This is a genomic window from Microcoleus sp. Pol11C3, assembly GCF_036701485.1.
In the GTDB taxonomy this organism is placed as follows: Bacteria; Cyanobacteriota; Cyanobacteriia; order Cyanobacteriales; family Microcoleaceae; genus Microcoleus.
Window position 1 is genome coordinate 1 of record NZ_JAUBQW010000132.1, and the last position, 17,997, is coordinate 17,997.

The 17,997-nt window shown below is 47.9% G+C and carries 10 protein-coding genes and 2 pseudogenes; 7 read left to right on the top strand and 5 right to left on the bottom strand.

What is annotated here, in order from left to right; translation table 11 throughout:
* Nucleotides 1-227 (top strand): annotated as a pseudogene (locus tag QUA40_RS23035) (hypothetical protein); the annotation flags it as partial.
* A 333-nt stretch (nucleotides 228-560) separates the two neighbouring features.
* On the opposite strand, the gene QUA40_RS23040 reads toward QUA40_RS23035, so the two are convergent.
* Complete coding sequence (locus QUA40_RS23040; protein ID WP_333130162.1) at nucleotides 561-1,958, bottom strand: amidase; 1,398 nt, start codon at nucleotides 1,956-1,958, stop codon at nucleotides 561-563.
* Between the two features lie 305 nt (nucleotides 1,959-2,263).
* Here QUA40_RS23040 and QUA40_RS23045 point away from each other — a divergent pair, with 305 nt between their 5' ends.
* On the top strand, nucleotides 2,264-3,535 hold the full coding sequence (locus tag QUA40_RS23045; RefSeq protein WP_333130183.1) for a type IV pilus twitching motility protein PilT: 1,272 nt from the start codon (nucleotides 2,264-2,266) through the stop codon (nucleotides 3,533-3,535).
* 68 nt (nucleotides 3,536-3,603) lie between these two features.
* The gene (locus QUA40_RS23050) at nucleotides 3,604-4,404 is read left to right on the top strand and encodes a circadian clock KaiB family protein (RefSeq protein ID WP_333130164.1); all 801 of its coding nucleotides are present in this window, start codon (nucleotides 3,604-3,606) and stop codon (nucleotides 4,402-4,404) included.
* A gap of 462 nt (nucleotides 4,405-4,866) precedes the next feature.
* On the opposite strand, the gene QUA40_RS23055 is transcribed toward QUA40_RS23050, so the two are convergent.
* Nucleotides 4,867-6,507, bottom strand: coding sequence for a thioredoxin-like domain-containing protein (locus QUA40_RS23055; protein WP_333130166.1), 1,641 nt, complete (start codon nucleotides 6,505-6,507; stop codon nucleotides 4,867-4,869).
* Nucleotides 6,508-6,804: 297 nt separating this feature from the next.
* Between QUA40_RS23055 and QUA40_RS23060 the strand changes: the two genes are divergently transcribed.
* Nucleotides 6,805-7,491: a hypothetical protein gene (locus QUA40_RS23060; protein WP_333130168.1), complete on the top strand. Its 687-nt coding sequence runs from the start codon at nucleotides 6,805-6,807 to the stop codon at nucleotides 7,489-7,491.
* Nucleotides 7,491-7,970 (top strand): DUF2726 domain-containing protein, encoded by a 480-nt coding sequence (locus QUA40_RS23065; RefSeq protein WP_333130170.1) that lies wholly within the window; start codon nucleotides 7,491-7,493, stop codon nucleotides 7,968-7,970. Before QUA40_RS23060 ends, QUA40_RS23065 begins: the two co-directional genes overlap by 1 nt.
* A 121-nt stretch (nucleotides 7,971-8,091) precedes the next feature.
* Here QUA40_RS23065 and QUA40_RS23070 read toward each other — a convergent pair.
* The 3 genes and pseudogenes from QUA40_RS23070 to QUA40_RS23080 form a co-directional block, all read right to left on the bottom strand.
* Nucleotides 8,092-9,678: pseudogene (locus tag QUA40_RS23070) on the bottom strand (GAF domain-containing protein); the annotation flags it as partial.
* Between the two features lie 116 nt (nucleotides 9,679-9,794).
* The gene (gene arsM, locus QUA40_RS23075; protein WP_333130175.1) at nucleotides 9,795-10,763 is read right to left on the bottom strand and encodes an arsenosugar biosynthesis arsenite methyltransferase ArsM; all 969 of its coding nucleotides are present in this window, start codon (nucleotides 10,761-10,763) and stop codon (nucleotides 9,795-9,797) included.
* Nucleotides 10,764-10,849: 86 nt separating this feature from the next.
* On the bottom strand, nucleotides 10,850-12,478 hold the full coding sequence (locus QUA40_RS23080; RefSeq protein ID WP_333130177.1) for a hypothetical protein: 1,629 nt from the start codon (nucleotides 12,476-12,478) through the stop codon (nucleotides 10,850-10,852).
* Between the two features lie 642 nt (nucleotides 12,479-13,120).
* Between QUA40_RS23080 and psaA the strand changes: the two genes are divergently transcribed.
* Both psaA and psaB read left to right on the top strand, forming a co-directional pair.
* Complete coding sequence (gene psaA, locus QUA40_RS23085; RefSeq protein WP_333130179.1) at nucleotides 13,121-15,415, top strand: photosystem I core protein PsaA; 2,295 nt, start codon at nucleotides 13,121-13,123, stop codon at nucleotides 15,413-15,415.
* 110 nt (nucleotides 15,416-15,525) lie between these two features.
* Nucleotides 15,526-17,754, top strand: a complete 2,229-nt coding sequence (psaB, locus tag QUA40_RS23090) for a photosystem I core protein PsaB (protein ID WP_333130181.1) — start codon at nucleotides 15,526-15,528, stop codon at nucleotides 17,752-17,754.
* The last annotated feature ends 243 nt before the right edge of the window (nucleotides 17,755-17,997 follow it).

Sequence of the window (17,997 nt, forward strand, 5' to 3'; positions counted from 1 at the left end):
TTTTTCTAATTAACTATTTTTATCGATTTTATCATGATCTTGCCTCTGTCTCACATTTATTTGAAATGACTATATTTATAGAAAAATGTTTAGTGCCACAATTGTGGTCGGGAGCCGTAGTAGTGATGGATAACTTACCCGCACATAAAGTAGATTCAATTAAATCAATGATTGAATCTGTGGGTGCTTCTATTTTATGTTTTTCCCCATACTCACGCCTATTTTAATCCGATTGAATTATGGTGGTCGCAACTTAAATCTTTATTGATCCAGTTTTCGCCAACCACCACTAAAATGGTTGACACCATAATTGCTGTGGCTCTTGATTTAATTAATCCGAAACATCTCAAAAACTGGTTTATTAATTGCTGCTACTGTACCTCATAACATCCGGAAGTGCTGTAAGTTGGACTGGGCGGGAGAAACCCGGTTTCTTGGTAAAATATGGGTTGGCTGACTATAAATTTCTGCCAAAAACCGGATTTCTTGTTCGCCGCGCACAAGTCCTGATTTGGCATACCCATAAAAAAGGGAAACGTGCTTTTATCCCTGGCTCTTGTCTATTTAAAATCTAAAACCGGGAAAGGTTTCGCCGCTTCCATCTGCGCCGCTAAAGCAATTAAAGTTGCTTCCGCCGCCGGCCGCCCGATAATTTGAATTCCCACGGGCAAACCGTTGTTATCTAAAATGGCAGGAAGTGCGATCGCAGGCAAACCGCTAGCATTAAACGGTGGACAAGGAGCAACCCAATTAATAATGCGCTGCAAAGTTTCTTCAAAACTCAAATCCGCCCACTCCCCAACCCGGATGGGGGAGTGCATATAAGTGGGCAAAACTAACACATCAAATTTTTCAAAGAACCCCACAATCCGCCGTGAAATAACCTGCATTTGATTCACCGCCCGCAAATATTCCCCAGCGGAAATAGTTCTTTCTAACAGCCAGCGATTCATCGGTTCCAAAGCAGGGCCTGGAATACCACTTGCAGCCGCCCCCGACTGCCAAATTGCGATAAAGGGTTCGATTAAACCCGTAAAATCCGGGCATCCAGGTTCGACATCGTGACCCAAATCAGTCAATAATTTTACGGTTTCGAGTACCGCTTGCTGACAGGTAGCCGAAGCCTCGCCCACAGGGGAAATAGTGGTAGAAAAAGCGATTCGCAGTTTGCCCTGCTCTTGACGAGAAGCCTCTAGAAATGTCGGATTTGAATCTGGGAGCCAGTACGGATCGCCTGTTGTGTAGCCTGACATTACATCCAAAAGTGCGGCCGCGTCAGCTACAGTGCGCGCCAGTGGGCCGTTGGCAGAAATGCCGCTGAGGTAATCTCCGACAGGTGCCCAGGAAACTCGCCCCCGCGATGGTTTAATGCCCACTAAACCGCAGCAGGAAGCTGGGCCTCGGATCGAACCGCCGCCGTCTGAACCTTGGGCGATCGCGCACAAACCCGCTGCTACAGCGGCCGCTGAGCCTCCGCTGGAACCTCCGGGCGTATAGTCTAAATTCCAGGGATTGCGCGCGGGTGGGAAACCTTTGGGTTCGGTGTAAGGTAATGAGCCAATTTGAGAGGTGGCTGTTTTGCCCAGAATGTTAAATCCCGCTGCTTTGATCCGCCATACTACTGACTCGTCGTAGGCAGAGATGTTACCCAGCAAAGCCTGAGTCCCGTAGGTACAGGGAACGCCGGTAACTGGTGTTAAGTCTTTAATGGCGATCGGCACTCCGAAAAAAGGTGGCAATTCCTGTGGCTTGTTTAACCCAGCTAGTTTTTCGGTTTGAGATTTAGCTAGGGCGATCGCCCGCTCGGCCGTTACAGTAAAATAACTGCCAAGCTCAGGGTTTAATCGATCGATCCGTTCCAAGTACAGATTGACAATTTCTAAAGGCGACACTTCCAGGGTGCGGATCGACTTCGCCAAATCCAAAGCTGGAGTAAAAGCCCGATCGACAGAATTCATCCGTTTAACTCCTTAATAGTTGGGCAAAGTATAATTTAATACTGTTGAGTTGCGGCAAACTCTTTTCCTTAAGAAATTTATCCAAAAAAGTCAAAAATCCATATTTGATCATATATCGAGAGTGATGGCATCCTCCAATTGGCAGAATATTTCCTTAGTAGTGCAGCACTACGACCTCCTCTTGGGATAGACTGAGAACAACAGTTAAGCTTTTGTGCAAGAGACGCACAATGGCGATCGGCATTGTTCAACTCCCACAAATCATCTGTTCGAGTCAGCCTTCTCACCAACTTAAGGTAGCGCATATGACACAACAGCATCCGCCAGCTCCTCGCCCGCCCGTACCCGGAGCCCCCCCACCGCCAGGAATGCCCCGCCCTCCAGCTCCCGGGATGCCCCCCAGAGCAGCAGGAATGCCACCAGCACCGCCCCCGGCACCAGCAGCACCAGCAGCGCCTCCCGCACCAGCGCCGCAATCCTTCGCCACACCTAAAGGCCCGAGCTCTAGCAGCGGCGGAGTTCCGAGTTTGAAAGAGCTAGTAATCCGAGCCAAAGAAGAAGGAGTATCCGACCTTCACCTCGGAGTAAACGAAGTTCCCCGCTTCCGCACGCGGGGCGAGATTGCCGACATCGGCTATCCACCAACAGATTTAGATACGTTTTTTGGCTGGTTGCGGGAGTGCATGAGCGATGAAGAAATTGAAATTTTCCAAAAAACCCTAGACTTTGACGGCGCTTTCGACTTCGGCTTCGTCCGCATCCGGATCAGTTGCATGGACTCCTTGGCCGGCCCGGCGATGGTGCTGCGGTTAATTCCTGCGAAAATATTGACAATGGAGGAATTGAAGTTGCCGGAGGTTTTTAAGAAAATATGCGGCTACCACAAAGGGCTGATTTTGGTAACGGGCCCGACAGGTTCGGGTAAGTCTACCACCTTGGCTGCGATGATCGACTACATCAATAAGAATAAAGCCTACAACATCATCACGATCGAAGACCCCGTAGAATTCGTACACGAAAGCAAAAAATCCTTGATTAAGCATCGGGAAGTCGGCAGGCACACCCTCAAGTTTATGAGCGCTCTCAAAGGCGCTCTGCGACAAGACCCGGATATGCTGCTAGTAGGAGAAATTCGGGACAGAGAGACGGTGGAAATCGCCCTCAAAGCCTCTCAAACCGGTCACTTAGTTGCAGGAACCCTGCACACCAACAGTGCGGTTAAGACCCTGAACCGGATTCTGGATATGTTCGGGGCGGAAGAACAGGATGCCATACGGGTTTCAATTTCCGAATCCCTAGTGGCGATTATTGCTCAACTGCTGTGTAAAACCACAGACGGAAAGCGGGCTGCTTTCCACGACGTTATGATCAATACCGACGTGGTTAAGGAATACATTCTGAAGGGGCAGAATGAGGAAATCAATCAAATCATGATCAAAGATACTTATGAAGGCATGACGACGATGAATAAGTCGCTCTACGGTCTTTATCAAGAAGGTCGGATTACTGAAGAACTTTGTGTAGAGAACTCGCCGTTCCCGAACGAAATGGCTCAGATGCTTCGCGGTCGAGTCTAAAGGTGGAGTGTTAACAGTTAGCAGTTAAAAGTTAACTGTTAACTGTTAACTTTAAATGGTGTACTGAATTGAAAGTCGATCGCCCGATTTTGCCAGAAATTTTCAAAGGCATTGCGCTGTTTACACCAGGGGGAGACTTAATCTATTGCATAGACCCCCGCAAGCAAACTCGGTGGCATTTGCAGTTGTGCGTAGCTCTTCAGGAACTCCTGGGTTTGTCGGAACCGCCGCATTTTCTGATACCTTGCTACACGGCAACCGTTGACTCCTGGCTCGATCCAGGCGATCGGCAGGTGCGGGTCGCTGCCGAGGCTTACCCCCCCGTGCTGCGACATCAAACGCTGCTGAACGCCATTTTTGGGACTGGCGACTTAGTGTGGCATCCCCGGAGCGAAGAAATGTGCGAACCGATGGCGATTGCTACTTATCACGAAGAATTCCCCGAACTTTGGGAAAATCACGACTTAGTTGTACAGTATGCCAGCCCCGAAGCTCGATCGGACTGGAGCAGTTCGATCGTAACTCCCTTGGGCTTTCCGCAATCGCAGCAGACTCGGCTTCCCAAACCAACAGCACTCACCCCACCGCCACAAACTCAAGGGTACGTTTTGCGTCTGTTTGTTTCCGGCAGCAACCCCAGCACCGAACGCACCCTCAAAACTTTACACCAGTTTTTAGAGCAATGCCTCGATCGTCCCTACACTTTAAAAGTAATTGATGTTTTGAAACATCCCGAACAAGCTGAGGCCGATCAGATTTCAGCAACTCCTACTTTGATTAAAATCTGGCCGCAACCCGTGCGACGAATTGTCGGCGAATTGAACGATGATCAAAAAATAGTGCGGCTGCTGAGCTATTCGGAATTTTAGATTTGGGCGAGGATTTTTGGGATTATTTAATACTGGCGATCGCGGTTTTAGTAGCGATGGAATTAACCACATTTAGTAATTCAGTCCTAGACGCAAAAAGTGGTTTGGCGTTCTACTTAGGAATGAGAATTAAATAAATTACAATGCGTGATGGTTCTTGTGGGATGGGCGTCCCGCCCGTCCAGAAAGGGCGGGCGGGACACCCCACAAACTTGTGTAAATTATTTAATTCGCGATACTTGTATCGGTTAGGTGTTCTTGGGCCGTACACCCTAAAAATAGAGGTTCTGCATCCAGGAGTGAATTGCGGGTGAGGCACTGCACTCGCCGCGCATAATTAGGGTAACTTACTTGGCTTGAAAATTGTGGTAAGGTGCGCCGAAGAGCACCCTACGTTACCACAATCAATCTGGCAATCAGGAGAATTGAGAACCGTGCCTGAAGTAAAAAAAGTCGATCGGCTTAATCAGGCAAACAAACATCGGGAGGGCACAAATTCGGGAAATCCAAAGTTGTCACTTCCAGCGTATCCAACTCAACTCTCCGAATTACATGATTGTTCGTATCAGCAACAAACAAGTGAGACGCGATCGCACTCAACCCTGAAGGTTCAAAAAATCGAGCCTTGAGGCCTTTAGCATCAACCAAACCTGCTGTACCATCTCCAATCATTGTTCTGCACGTACCGCCCCGGTGGTCGATTCGCTTAATTTTGTGATTGTAAGTATCAGCCACCCAGAGGTAATTTTGAGCGTATTCAACACCCAAACAGTGCTGCAACCTTACCTCATCAGCGCGACCATCTTTATCTCCAAAACCAAACAATTCACCGCTACCGCAAACAGTGCGAACCTTCGGGTCTTCATCTATACCCACAGCACGAATCGAACTAATTTCGCTGTCGGCAACAAACAACTCCGATCGATCGGTAGCTAGGCCACTGGGCTGAGAAAAAGCAGATTCTGCAAGATTCCCGTCAACACAGGATTCTCGACCAATACCCGCATAAGTGCCGATCATGCCAGTGTCTAACTGCATTTCCCAAATTTGGTGGGAACCCGCCATTGCAATAAAAAGTCTATTTCCAACTCTTTCTAAATCCCAAGGCGAATTCAATTGCGTTTCTAAACCCTTGCCGCTGCGGGGAGCAATTTCGTGACTTTGTTCGCCCGTACCAGCAACAGTTTCTACCCGTTGAGTCGTAAAATCAATCTTTCTGAGAGCATGATTTTCCGTATCAGCAACATATAGAATTTGACTTTCTGCATCAAAAGCCATACCTTGAGGTGCCAAAAACTCAGCCTCTTCAAAGTCCCCATCAGTTAAACCCGGTTTGCCGCTACCGATGACGTGCAGCACCTCACCTTCGAGGGTGCTGACAACAATCCTATTGTGGCCGGAATCGGCAATAAATAAGCAAGAACCGACTAAGTTTTGTATAACTGAATTAGCAGGCCCGGGCAATACAGTTTCATCTACAGATTCATTTTCCTGACTCATTTCGCCCAAAAGCGCGACCTGTTGGTGAAGATGTTTTGCCTCCGTTGCAGCGATCGCAAATGCCAGCACTTTACCGGGAAAAGCCAGCGGTGTTGATACAGGTTTGCGTTGTTTTTCTAAGCTAAAACGGAGTTGTTTAAAGTTGAGTGCATTTTTATCTTTGTATTCAGCAATTAACTTGCCAACTAACTCGTCAAGTGCTTCTCTATTGCCTTCGCCGGAAACAAAGCCGACAACATAACTTTCAGGATCTATCACCATTAAAGTCGGCCAAGCGCGAACCGCGTAGCTTTGCCAAACTTTCATGCCGCTATCAACGATTACGGGATGTTCGATATCGTAGCGGAGGATAGCTTGGCGGATGTTTTCTACTTCTTTTTCGTTTTCAAATTTAGCCGAGTGAACGCCGATAACCGTGAGGGAATCTTTATATTTTTGTTCGAGGTATTTTAAGTCTGGGAGGACGTGCAAGCAGTTGATGCAGCAGTACGTCCAGAAGTCGAGGAGGACGACCCGGCCTTTTAGAGATTTAATGGATAAAGGTTTCTCGGTGTTTAACCAGGGGTAGTTGGCTGGGAATTCTGGTGCTCTGACGCGAGGCATGGATATCTCCTTGGTGGGGGCCTGAATGATTTTTACACTTCTTTAATTTAGCGAGAAGTTTGGCGGGATGGGGAAAAAGCGGGTTAAGCGAGGGCTTTTGGGTACAGGCAAGATGGCTGTGGCACAAGAGGAGGGCAAGGGAGGCGATCGGGCCTCACTGTCCTTGTTGCGTATAAATACTCAAAAAATCCCTCTGTAATTAACATCTAAAAATCTTAGCCAAGATGCTTGACATTCCGGGATGGCAAGCTTAAGCTATGTCTAGGAACCTTAGCCAAGGTTTTTAGGAATCAGCCTATGTCTAAAATTATCTACGATGTCATCCAGCGTTTTGAGATAGAAAACGGCGTACCCCGCCTGATTTCAACCAATATTCAAGTGATTGAAGGCGGCGAAGATTTGATGTCTTTAGCTGTGAGTTTACTCAAGCAACTTGGTTTCTATGACAAGTTTGAGGAAAAGCGAACCTCTCAATATATAGGATACAGACTTAAAAACCCGAGGAAAGGAGATAAGCGCTATCAACTTGTTTTAGCTCAGCGGAAAGAGGGTTTATGTATTTCTATTCCCCAAGACATATTAGAACCATATCTACTCACAATTAAGTGTTATGTTGACTTGGAAGAAGAACAGGTTATAGATGAAACACTAATAGCCCGTTATTGGATATTACCTAGTAAGAGAGACATTTTTTTTAATTACATGAGCGAAAAGGTTGGGCCTCTGCCTCTTTTCGAGTCATATAGACTAAAAATGGAATACCAGACTAAAGGAGATATTTACCTAAATTCTTACGATCCAACGCTTTTTCCAATCGAAATCATGGGTGAATTTAAAGCAGATACTTTAAGCGATGACCAATCTTCTCTAATAGTTAATTCCGATAAACTCTTTCCCTACGCATGGCAGGTTTCTATCAGTTCAACTGAAGTTCTAGAAGAGTTCCTGGGTCACTTTGCAAAAATTCTCATGGAGGCACAATAATGTCTGTCAAAGCCAAAAGACTGGTCAACCCTTACGAAGAAAGAATGCTTGAGTTCCTTGATACCTGTGTAGACAACAACTATAAAATTCATACACAGGTTGGCTTATCCCAAATTTGCGAACAAGTCAGCAACCTTGAGTGGGAACTAAAAAAGTTTTTATTTAGCCCCAGTGCTGTGGATGCTCTAATTACAGACTTGAACTACAATCCTTGCGTAGTAGTAGAGTTTCAGTCTCAGTACCACGATAGCCCAGAAGCGAGAGAGCGCGATCGCAAAAAAGCTACTTTACTTGAGTTTGCCAAAGTTCCCTTAATTTACTCGCGGGTAAAAAACTGTGGTTTGTTATATCTCTCCTCTCAAGATGAGGAAGTAGTTTACAATTTATACACAGGACAAAACAGGGAAAATGCCCAAAGGCTAATCAGGCAGTATTGCAGGGAATCAGTCGCGCCTCAAGTTCAGCTTATAGCTTGGTAAGTAGGAATAGTTAGGTTATGTCCGAAAATACCAAGCTAATTAATATATGGCTTCCAGGGCGGGTTCACCAACAATATAGTCTTCTTGCTTCTCTCAAATTTTATCCTTGGTTTTCCCTGCTATTTTCCAAAATAACCAATACACCGTTAATTTTATTCGGGTCGATCGCACTTGCGAGCGAGTTAACCCACAGATTTATATTCTGGGGTTCTCCTTGCAATGGCATTAGAACCAGATTGGGGTAATATTGCTCTCTATCTCGATCGCCTTCTGGTGACAAAGCCGCATTTAACCATTGACTAAAATTATCATTGTCGATTTTAATTAAATCACCCAAAGGTACACCCTCTACGAGTTCTTGATGGCCACCTAGCAATTGTTTAGCCCGATAGTTAGCGGTAATAACCTTACCTTTTTCATCTGTGGAGATGACACCATTAGGGAGCGATCGCACTATATCTTTATGTCTGTTTTCTTGTTGTTTGACCTCGGAAAACAGGATAGCGTTTTGCAGGGCGACTCCTGCTTGGATGTTAAATGCTTTCATAAATTCCAGGTCGTTGCGATTGAAACTCGCTTTCCACTGTTCGGGGGCGTGAGGCCAATCTTCCGGGTTGTAGGAGGGGAATTCTCCTGGTCGTTTTTTATTAACTAATTGGGTGACACCAATCAATTTGTGGTCTGCATTAAACACTGGCATACACAGCATACTGCAAGTACGGTAGCCGATTTTTTTGTCTACTTCTTTGGACATGGCGGTGCGGGGGTCGTCGTACAGGTCAAAGGGAATCAACAGCGGTTCGCCGGATTGGGCGACGATGCCTGCAAAACCGGCTGTTATGGGTATGCGAATTTCTTTAAGGTCGCCGACGAACGGGATTTTCGTCCAGAGTTCATCTTTATCTTCATCGATCAGCCACAGGGTACTGCGATCGGCGTTCATGAGTTCTTGGCCCTGATCCATCACCCGCTTCAAGGTATCATCTAAGTCTAGACTGCTCTGAGAAAGAGCGCTGACGGCGTTCATCAGCGCTGTCGCGGCCCGTTGTCTTTGACTTGCGGCGTAGAAAGATTTGGACGACTCTACAACTAAGCGAATGGACGAGGCAAATTCTCTAAAAACTTGTTCGTCTGCTTGAGTAAACCCTACATTGTCAATCTGTTCGCCTAAAGTATCATAATCTTTGTGGTTCGGCTTGAGTTTATTAATCAGTTGGACTACTGCCATTAACTCGCCTGTTCCTTCATCGAGCAGAGGCATCGCCAGCATTGTATAACAGCGATATCCTGTTCTTTCGTCAAATTTTTTGACCTTGACAGAACGTGGGTCATCATAGAAATCATAGGGAATATTTACCACTTTTTTCTCCGTGGCTACTTCTCCCGCAATGCCCTGATTAGCGGGAAATCTGATCTCTAAATTTTTGCCGTTTTCGTCTTTAGCTACAATAGCCCACAGTTCATTTGGCTCTTGATCGAATATAAAAATTGTCGTTCTATCTGCCTTCAACCATTCCCCTGTTTTTAGAGTAATGTCTTGGATCATTTCATAAATGACTGGCTCAAATCCTACACCGTCAATTATACAATCTAGGAATAATAGAATTTGATTGAGAGTTTGACGCTCTCGATGTCCCTTGCAACAAACATCTCGCATCATATCTCTAAAATCATCAGGGTTCAGAGGTTTTAAAAAATCGCTCAAACTCATACAATAACTCCTATGATAATTTTCATCAGGCACTGTCTAGAGATAACTATCAGCAGAAAGAGTTGAAAGAGGTATATCTGCGGTGAAAGCTACCTCCCCCATTCCAACCAAATTTAACAGCAACCGCCGCCGTTATAATGCCAAGTCGAATTAGTAATTAACACCTTATCGGGCATTAATCCACCCAACTTCCCAGCCGTTTTATCACACACCGCCGCCGGAACTCCCCGCTGCAAAACGTGACCTACCCCGTCATCAAACAGCTCCTCAGACCCCGCATAAATCGCCGTCTTGCCAGTGAAAATGCAAGCTCCGTCATCCGGTACATCCACTTTGAAAGACACCGAATCTAGGCTTTCTAACAGCAAATCCGCATCCAATTGATAATTGTGTTTGTCCAGCAGCCGGTAAGGACGGCGCGCCCGCACTTCGACTTGCCCAAAACCTACGTCTACAAGGTGTTGAACGTATTCTGCGTATGTCAAAGCGCCGGACAAACACAAGGCCCGCAAGCGTTGGTCTTCCTTCAAATGTTGCGGAATGGGGCGAGTTGCGATCGGATCGCTCATCAACAACCTGCCACCCGGTTTCAAAACCCGATAGGTTTCTTTTAATGCCTTAGCTAAATCCGCAGGTTCAAAGATATTAAACAAGCAATTTTGTGCGACAACATCTACAGAAGCATCCGGCACCGGCAACGCAAAAGCATCGCCTTCTATAATTTCCACAAAACTCGCATCAAACCAATCATTTTCGTGGGCGGCTATTTGCAAGTTTCGTGCAGCCGCGTCTCGCATTGCTGAAACCGGATCGACGGCAATAACCGCTCCTTTGTGTCTAGAAAAATATGCAAATTGTAGTGCTTCTAAGCCGCCGCCGACGCCTACATAAAGCACGAATGGATTGCCGACAAGTTCGGCGGCGTGAACGGTTGTGCCGCAGCCGTAATTCATTTCTTGCATTTGTTCGGGAATTTTTAATCCTGGCAATTGCAAGGGACTGCTTTGGACGCAGCAAAGTCCGATTTGGGGTGTTTCGGCAACATCGCTGTAGAATTTGGCTGCTGTTTCGAGGTAGGTCATTTTTGAGTGTCCTAATTTTTAATTTTTAACCGCAGATGGAGCACGGGCGGGACGCCCATGCCACAAAGAAACCCAGAAAGATTTTTTTAGGTGGCAAATTCGACTTTTTGTTCGGATTTGGGCTGATTTTCGGGTTCGGAAACGGTTGTTTCGGGAGGGGCTAATTCGCTGGTTTGCTGGCTAGGAGTCTCAGCGGCAACAGGTGGGGTTGGCGGTACAAGATTGGGAGACTCTTCTGGTATCGCAGGAGCGACTACTTTTGGTACTGGAGCTTTTCCTGTTATTTCGGGCAGGGTTGGTGGCTCTGAAGGATTAGCAGGTTCGGGTTCTTGACGCAAGAAGTTGCGGAACCGATTGTAGTATCCTTTATATTCCTGTTTTTTTGGTTGGCTAGATGCTGTTGGTGTCGGTTCTATTACTTGAACTGGAGCAACAACTGTCGGGGTTTCTAACTGTGGAGTTGCTGTCGGTGTCGGTTCTATTACTTGAACTGGTTCTACAATTTTCGGTGCTTCGAGTTGAGGGGTTGCTGTCGGTGTCGGTTCTATTACTTGAATTGGTTCTACAATTTTCGGCGCTTCGAGTTGCGGGGTTGCTGTTGGTGTCGGTTCTATTACTTGAATAGGAGCAACTTCGGGAGCGACTGTTGGCTCTAAGCTCGGTTGCGTAACAGGGGTTTCTGGAACCGCTGGTGAGGGTGGGACAACTGGTGTTTTTTCTAATGCAGGTGTCGGTGTCGGTTCGGGGGTTGGGGTTGGTGTCGGCTGGGGGGGTTGGTAGGTGCGATCGACTATACCGCGAGTTTCTGTGGCTGTTAGTTCGCCCCGCACTAATTTTGAAAGAGGATCTTGGCCGAGCGGTTGGAAATTTATCAGTCTGACTGTATTATTAAAGGCGTTTTTGACAATTTTTCCCCGTTCGTCAATTAATTCTAGCTGTACCCAGTTTTTCCCTGGTTTGAATCCTTTAAGATATATAGGTTGCCACTGGTCGATCGCAAAGCTTTGGCCGTTGACTGTGGCTCGAATTTTCCAATCGAGTATTTCATCTTGGGAATTTTCTTGCGCCACTTCGTGCGGGGGGGCATTTGTCAAGTAAAAGTCGAGCAGGATGGGTTCTGCCCCGTAGCTGCCTTGGGGGCTGTTGTACGTTAATAAGGGCAATGTTCGATCGGGATTATTGTCCTCTGTTTTGGTAAAAACGTGAAAGGTGGTTTGAGCCGTGGCACCTTCGTTTTTAAAGCTTTCTTCCCACGGGCGAGCGGCGAACACCTGCAGGGTATGGGTTCCGGGTTCTAAGTCGGAGAGCGTTAAAGGTTGGTTGATGTCGTAAACTGCTGCATAAGGTTGGTTGTCTAATAAAACCTGCAGATGGGGGCCCAAACCCAAGTTTGCATCTTTGAAAATGGGCAAGTCCTTCACTTGGAACTGAACAGACACATTTATATCCTGAAGCACTTCGTCAGGTTTTGGATTCAAAATACTAATTTGAGGCTGGTAGATTTCTAGAGCCTGACGCAGTTGTTGAATGGCTTCTGGGGGAGAAACCTCTGAGATTCTGTTTACTGGGGCGGTAGCTGAGCCGCTCTTGTTCCCTGATTTGGGCAATTCGGGATGGCCCGCGCCACAACTTGCTAAACCCAAAATTAATATTGCTGCTGCGAACAATGCCAGCAGCCTGCCCGCAACCGTTCTGTGCCAATTGATCCCAATCACGCAACCATACTCCTAGAAGCCTTCTCATAGGGAACTATAGCCCAAAAATGAATTTAGTATTGGGGAATGCGACTCACGAATTCCAAAGTCGCGTAGGAACCCGGAATGAGGCAGCAGCGGGCAACCCATCCTCTCCCACTCTTAATTCCCGCAGCCTTTTTCCAAAACATATATCTACAAATGAGTATTCCTAAATTACTTTATCTTTGAGTTTTGTAAAGTTAATGGCAGTACCCCTTGACTTTTTTGAGGGACTGTGGGATTTAAAGGCGTTATTACATCAAGAATTGAGCCTTTTTTAAGTATTGTTAACAAGCGATTAATACTCCTCTAGCAAGCTTATAATTCATAAAACTCCCTCAAAAGGAGCAGCCGTATCAAGTCTGAATCAAGGACGCGATCGGCGGCTCATCTGCCGAGAAGAGTTGGCAGTACCCAGTCACATTGTTAGCGACACTGGGAAACTGGCTTCTTCACAGAAGCAAAATGCTTGGGGAGACGATGCACCTGCGTCTAGCTCTGCAAAGAGTAAAGTGCAGTGAAGTGTCGGCTTTTTCGAGAATCCCCCGCCTAATCAAGCGTGGGGAGTGTCCGGTACAGTGTTCAGTTCTCGTTCCTTGTCTTACCGAGAGGAGAGTCTTCATGACCATTAGTCCTCCAGAGCGAGAGGTAAAAGCTAGGGTAGTAGTCGATAAAAATCCGGTTCCAACTTCTTTCGAGAAGTGGTCAAAACCCGGTCATTTTGATCGCACTCTAGCTAAGGGGCCAAAAACCACCACTTGGATTTGGAACCTCCACGCTAACGCTCACGACTTTGACAGTCATACAAGTGACTTAGAAGACGTTTCGCGCAAAATCTTTAGCGCTCACTTCGGCCACTTGGCAGTAATCTTCGTATGGTTGAGCGGCGCATATTTCCACGGCGCTAAATTTTCCAATTACGAAGCTTGGCTGACAAATCCTACAGCCATCAAGCCCAGCGCTCAAGTGGTCTGGCCGATTTTTGGTCAAGAAATTTTAAATGCAGATGTAGGCGGCGGCTTTCATGGGATTCAGATCACCTCTGGTCTATTCCAACTGTGGCGCGCCAACGGCATCACTAACTCATACCAGCTATATTGCACTGCGATCGGCGCCCTGGTAATGGCAGCTTTGATGCTGTTTGCCGGTTGGTTCCACTATCACGTCCGCGCTCCGAAACTGGAATGGTTCCAGAACGTGGAATCGATGATGAACCACCACTTGGCAGTTTTGTTAGGCTGCGGGTGCTTGGGCTTCGCAGGACAACAAATTCACGTTGCTCTGCCGATCAATGCTTGCATGGACGCGATCGATGCAGGTTCACCGCTGACAGTCGGCGGCAAGCTGATCAAAACAGTTGCCGACATCCCCCTGCCGCACGAGTGGATTTTGACACCGGGCTTGATGGCTGACATCTACCCGAGTTTCGCTAAAGGTTTAACCCCCTTCTTCACCCTCAACTGGGGCGCATACACAGACTTCCTGACCTTCAAAGGCGGTCTGAACCCCACCACAGGCGGTTTGTGGCTGACTGATACAGCACACCACCACTTAGCTTTGGCAGTGCTGTTCATCGTCGCTGGTCATATGTACCGGACGAACTGGGGCATCGGCCACAGCATGAAAGAAATCCTAGAGAACCACAAAGGCCCCTTCACTGGTGAAGGTCACAAAGGTCTCTACGAAATCCTGACTAATTCTTGGCACGCGCAACTGTCGATTAACTTGGCACTGATGGGCTCTCTGAGCATCATCGTCGCCCATCACATGTATGCGATGCCTCCGTATCCGTACATCGCGACCGACTACCCGACTCAGCTATCCCTGTTCACCCACCACATGTGGATTGGCGGATTCCTGATTGTTGGAGCAGCCGCTCACGGAGCAATCTTCATGGTTCGGGATTACGATCCCGCTGGAAATGTCAACAACTTGTTGGATCGCGTGATCCGTCATAGAGATGCGATCATTTCCCACCTGAACTGGGTTTGTATATTCTTGGGCTTCCACAGCTTCGGTCTGTACGTTCACAACGACACGATGCGGGCTTTCGGTCGTCCTCAAGATTTGTTCTCGGATACCGGGATTCAGTTGCGTCCGATATTTGCCCAGTGGGTGCAAAACATCCACGCCTTGGCTCCGGGCACAACAGCGCCTAATGCTACGGAAATCGTTAGCCACGCTTTTGGCGGCGGTGCTGTAGTAGTCGCCGGCAAAGTAGCGATGATGCCGATCGAGTTGGGTACGGCGGATTTCATGATCCACCACATCCACGCTTTCACAATTCACGTTACAGTCCTGATTCTATTGAAGGGCGTGTTGTTTGCACGCAGTTCTCGCTTGGTTCCTGACAAAGGTAACTTGGGCTTCCGGTTCCCTTGCGACGGCCCTGGCCGTGGCGGCACCTGCCAAGTTTCTGGTTGGGATCACGTGTTCCTAGGCTTGTTCTGGATGTACAACTGCATCTCGATCGTGATTTTCCACTTTAGCTGGAAAATGCAGTCGGACGTGTGGGGAACAGTATCGCCAGACGGCACAATTTCTCACATTACTGGCGGCAACTTCGCACAAAGTGCGATCACGATTAACGGCTGGCTGCGGGACTTCCTTTGGGCGCAAGCTTCTCAGGTGATTCAGTCCTACGGTTCGGCACTGTCGGCCTACGGTCTGATGTTCCTAGCCGGACACTTTGTGTTCGCCTTCAGCTTGATGTTCCTGTTCAGCGGCCGCGGCTACTGGCAAGAACTGATTGAGTCGATTGTTTGGGCTCACAACAAGCTCAAGGTAGCTCCGTCGATTCAGCCTCGCGCTCTGAGCATTATTCAGGGTCGGGCTGTGGGTGTAGCTCACTACCTCCTAGGAGGAATTGTCACTACGTGGGCATTTTTCCTAGCGCGAATCATTTCGGTAGGGTAAACTACCCCTAGGTTTTGGATTCGGGATTTGGGAGGAATCTCAAACCCTGAATCCAAACTCCGAACCGAATCCCTTCAATTTTGTTCAGGATTCAGGATTAATCAAGGCTTATGGCAACGAAATTTCCAAAATTTAGCCAAGACCTTGCCCAAGACCCGACCACACGGCGGATCTGGTACGGGATTGCCACAGCACACGACTTTGAAAGCCACGATGGCATGACCGAAGAAAATCTTTACCAAAAGATTTTTGCTTCTCACTTCGGCCACCTAGCAATCATTTTCTTGTGGACATCGGGCAGCCTGTTCCACGTAGCATGGCAAGGTAACTTTGAACAGTGGATTAAAGACCCTCTAAACGTCCGCCCGATCGCTCACGCGATTTGGGACCCGCAATTCGGCGCTCCTGCTGTAGAAGCTTTCACTCAAGGGGGCGCTTCTAACCCGGTGGATATCTCTTACTCTGGTGTCTACCATTGGTGGTTCACCCAAGGGATTCGGACAAACGCCGACCTGTATCAAGGAGCTATCTTCTTGCTACTGCTGGCCGCTGTCTTCCTGTTCGCAGGTTGGTTGCACCTCCAACCCAAGTACCGCCCTAGCTTGTCTTGGTTCAAAAATGCTGAATCTCGCCTCAACCACCACTTGGCTGGTTTGTTCGGTGTCAGCTCTTTGGCTTGGACTGGTCACATGGTTCACGTTGCTATCCCCGAATCTCGCGGACAGCACGTAGGTTGGGACAACTTCTTGTCAACCCCGCCTCACCCGGCTGGTTTGGCTCCGTTCTTCAGTGGTAACTGGGGCGTATACGCCGAGAACCCAGATACAGCGAACCATGTTTTCGGTACTTCCGAAGGCGCGGGAACCGCAATTCTGACTTTCTTGGGTGGCTTCCACCCTCAAACAGAATCCCTGTGGCTGACAGACATCGCTCACCACCACTTGGCGATCGCAGTTCTGTTTATCGTTGCCGGTCATATGTACCGGACTAACTTCGGTATCGGTCACAGCATCAAAGAGATGTTGGATTCTAAAGCTGGTTTGGTCGGCGGCAAGAGTGAAGGGCAGTTCAACTTGCCTCACCAAGGCTTGTATGAAACCTACAACAACTCGCTGCACTTCCAACTGGCATTTCACCTCGCTGCTTTGGGCGTAATTACCTCCCTGGTAGCACAGCATATGTACGCGATGCCTCCCTACGCTTTCATAGGTAAGGACTTCACGACTCAGGCTGCGCTTTACACCCACCACCAGTACATTGCTGGATTCATCATGGTCGGCGCTTTCGCCCACGGAGCTATCTTCTTGGTGCGGGACTACGATCCTGAAGCAAACAAAGGCAACGTGCTCGATCGCGTGTTGCAGCACAAAGAAGCGATTATCTCTCACTTGAGCTGGGTGTCGCTGTTCTTGGGCTTCCACACTCTCGGCTTGTACGTTCACAATGACGTTGTAGTAGCTTTTGGTACTCCTGAAAAGCAAATCTTGATTGAACCAGTGTTCGCACAGTTCATCCAAGCTGCTCACGGAAAAGCTCTCTACGGCATGGACGTGCTGTTGTCTAACCCTGACAGTATTGCTTCTACCGCTTGGCCGAACTACGGCAACGTATGGCTCCCAGGCTGGTTGGATGCGATCAACAGCGGTACTAATTCTCTGTTCTTGGCGATCGGACCTGGCGATTTCTTGGTTCACCACGCGATCGCACTAGGCTTGCACACCACCACCTTGATCTTGGTCAAGGGCGCTCTGGATGCACGCGGTTCTAAGCTGATGCCGGACAAAAAAGACTTCGGTTATGCTTTCCCTTGCGACGGCCCCGGCCGTGGCGGTACTTGCGATGTCTCTGCTTGGGACGCGATGTACCTGTCTGTTTTCTGGATGTTGAACACCCTAGCTTGGGTAACGTTCTACTGGCACTGGAAGCACCTGGGCATCTGGCAAGGTAACGTGGCTCAGTTCAATGAGTCTTCTACCTACCTGATGGGCTGGTTCCGCGATTACCTCTGGCTGTATTCTTCTCAGTTGATCAACGGTTACAACCCGTATGGTACTAACAACTTGTCAGTCTGGGCTTGGATGTTCTTATTCGGACACCTTGTTTGGGCAACTGGTTTCATGTTCCTGATCTCTTGGAGAGGTTACTGGCAAGAGTTGATCGAGACTTTGGTTTGGGCTCACGAGCGCACTCCTTTGGCTAACTTGGTTCGCTGGAAAGACAAGCCTGTTGCTTTGTCGATCGTCCAAGGTCGTTTGGTTGGCTTAGTTCACTTTACTGTGGGCAACGTCCTCACTTACGCGGCCTTTGTAATTGCCTCGACAGCCGGGAAATTCGGATAATTCCGAAGTCTGGTTTTGTAGGTAATTAAATCAAATCCCCTGCCTTCTGGCGGGGGATTTTTTTGTATATGTGTTGGTTAATTGAAGCTGTTAATCAGGGATCTCAGGGCGATCGATTTGTCCTAAAAACCTCATTTTCAGCAATAATAGAGAAACTGCTCAGATTTACTTAGCGGGTGACAACGTACCTATAATGCTTGCTGCATAAAGGATAGAGCCAAGAAGCCGCGCTGAAAATAGAGA

Coding starts and splice junctions, on each gene's coding strand:
- QUA40_RS23045 (WP_333130183.1), top strand. CDS start 2,264: ATGACACAACAGCATCCGCCAGCTCCTCGCCCGCCCGTACCCGGAGCC.
- psaB (WP_333130181.1), top strand. CDS start 15,526: ATGGCAACGAAATTTCCAAAATTTAGCCAAGACCTTGCCCAAGACCCG.
- QUA40_RS23040 (WP_333130162.1), bottom strand. CDS start 1,958: ATGAATTCTGTCGATCGGGCTTTTACTCCAGCTTTGGATTTGGCGAAG.
- psaA (WP_333130179.1), top strand. CDS start 13,121: ATGACCATTAGTCCTCCAGAGCGAGAGGTAAAAGCTAGGGTAGTAGTC.
- QUA40_RS23060 (WP_333130168.1), top strand. CDS start 6,805: ATGTCTAAAATTATCTACGATGTCATCCAGCGTTTTGAGATAGAAAAC.
- arsM (WP_333130175.1), bottom strand. CDS start 10,763: ATGACCTACCTCGAAACAGCAGCCAAATTCTACAGCGATGTTGCCGAA.
- QUA40_RS23055 (WP_333130166.1), bottom strand. CDS start 6,507: ATGCCTCGCGTCAGAGCACCAGAATTCCCAGCCAACTACCCCTGGTTA.
- QUA40_RS23065 (WP_333130170.1), top strand. CDS start 7,491: ATGTCTGTCAAAGCCAAAAGACTGGTCAACCCTTACGAAGAAAGAATG.